This window comes from Actinomycetota bacterium (genome assembly GCA_005774595.1).
Lineage (GTDB): Bacteria > Actinomycetota > Coriobacteriia > Anaerosomatales > D1FN1-002 > D1FN1-002.
Genome location: VAUM01000335.1, coordinates 1 through 2024 on the forward strand (window position 1 = coordinate 1; position 2024 = coordinate 2024).

The 2024-nt window shown below is 76.6% G+C and carries 3 protein-coding genes; all 3 read left to right on the forward strand.

Annotated features, from left to right (window positions below):
* The first annotated feature begins 20 nt into the window (after positions 1–20).
* A complete protein-coding gene (locus tag FDZ70_09805) occupies positions 21–1445 on the forward strand; it encodes a cell wall-binding repeat-containing protein (GenBank protein ID TLM69146.1) in 1425 nt (474 codons plus the stop codon).
* A gap of 81 nt (positions 1446–1526) precedes the next feature.
* Positions 1527–1775, forward strand: a complete 249-nt coding sequence (locus FDZ70_09810) for a cell wall-binding repeat-containing protein (GenBank protein ID TLM69147.1) — start codon at positions 1527–1529, stop codon at positions 1773–1775.
* Positions 1776–1785: 10 nt separating this feature from the next.
* On the forward strand, positions 1786–2024 hold a 239-nt coding region (locus FDZ70_09815; GenBank protein ID TLM69148.1), incomplete at its 3' end, for an ATP-binding cassette domain-containing protein.

Genomic DNA, 2024 nt, shown 5'->3' on the forward strand with positions numbered 1-2024 from the left:
ACACCACGGCCGCCGCGCCTGTGACAGCCGGCCCCGCGATCGCGCTCGGCCTCGGCACGGCGCTGTCCGCCGAGGAGACCCGGTCGTTGCTCGTCGCGTACACCTTCGCGGCCGCCGCGGCCGACGGACACGAACTCGGCTCGCGCGTCGCGACCGTGGCCGTGGGCGCGCCCGCGCGCGTGGACCCGTTCGCGCCGGTCGTGTCGGCCGGCTCCGGCGGGACCGCGGTGCTCGACGCCGCAGCACCCGACGTCCAGGTCGCGTTCCCGGGCGACTCCGCCGTGCTCGCCGGCGACTCGGCGATCGTCTTCGGAACGGCGTCGGACTCGGTGTCCGGCCTCGCGTCGATGCGCATCCGCATCACGCGTGACGACGGCGTGTACTGGGACGGATCGGGCTGGTCGCCGCTGGTCGCGTGGAACGCGGTCGCCGAGTCCCCGAACTGGGCCTACGACTGGTCGCTCGAGCCGGGGCAGAGCGGTGAGCACGACTACGACATCACCGTGGACGCCTTCGACGGTGTCGGGCGCCTCGGCGAGCGCAGCATCGTCGACGTCCGTGTGGACAACACCGCACCGGCGATGACGGGCGTCTCGGCGTCGGCGGCCTCCACGCTCGAGGTGACCTTCTCCGAGCGCGTCGAGACGGCGACGGTCGCGTCATCGGACTTCCAGGCGGCCGGCCTCACCCTCTCCGGCGCGACGCTGCTGCCGGGCGGCACCACGGTGCGGCTGACGTTCTCCGGCGCGGCGGCCGGGACGCGCTACTCGCTCGCGGTGGCGGCCGGGGGCGTCGCGGACGCGGCGGGCAACGGCTGCGCCGCCGCGTCGTTCGAGTTCGTCGCACCGGGCGTTGGCCGCGAGGCGGGCGCGACGCGCTACGACACTGCGGTCGCGGTCTCGCAGGCGACCTGGGCATCGGGCGAGTGCACGAACGTCGTGCTCGCCACGGGCGAGGGCTTCCCCGATGCGCTCGCGGCTTCCGGACTGGCCGGGACCGTCCGCGGGCCGCTGCTGCTCACCCGCGGGGCTTCGCTGACCTCCGCTGTCGCGACCGAGCTCGTGCGCCTCGGCGCCGAGAAGGTGTGGATCGCCGGCGGCGAGGGTGCGGTGTCGGCGTCCGTCGCGGCCTCGGTCGCCGCACTCGGCTGCGAGGTCGAGCGCGTGGCCGGCGCCGATCGCTACGGCACCTCGGCCGCGATCGCCTCGCGTGTGGCGCAGCTGCGCGGCGTGGGCTTCGCGGGCACGGCGTTCCTCGCTCGCGGCGACCAGTTCCCCGACGCGCTCGCGGTCTCGCCCGCGGCCTACGCGAAGGGCTTCCCGGTCCTGCTCACGCGCACCGCGGCGCTGCCCGCGGACACGGCCGCCGCCGTGACCTCGCTCGGCATCGGCGACGTGGTGGTCGTCGGCGGGACGGGCGCGGTGTCCGCCACTGCAGCCGCGTAGGTCGCCGCTCTCGGGGCGGCGGTCACGCGCGAGGCGGGTGCGAACCGCTACGGGACCGCCTCGGCCGTCGCGTCGCGCTGCGTGGGCGAGGGCTGGCTCGGCGACGGGTTCGCGGGCGTGGCGACCGGGGTCTCGTTCGCCGACGCGCTCGGCGGCGGGGTGTCGTGCGGCGAGAAGGGCGGCGTGCTGCTGCTCACGGACGCCTCGTCGTTGTCGCCCGAGGCGGCCGCGTTCATCACGGCGCACCCGGACCTCGCGGCGGTCGCCGTGTTCGGCGGCGCCGGCGCGGTGGCCGACGCCGTCCTCGCGCAGATCGCCGCCCTGCTGTAGCGTGCGGGGCATGCCTCTGCTCGAAGCCCGATCGCTCACAGCCGCGTTGCCGTGCGAGGACGGCCCGCGCGTCGTCCTCGACGGCGTGTCCCTGCACGCCGAAGCCGGCGAGGTCGTCGACGTCGCGGGCCCGTCCGGTGCGGGCAAGACCACGCTGCTGCGCGCGCTCGCGCGCCTGCTGCCGGGCGCGTCCGGCGACCTCGCGCTCGACGGCCGCGCGGCCGCGGAGGTCCCGCCGGCCGAGTGGCG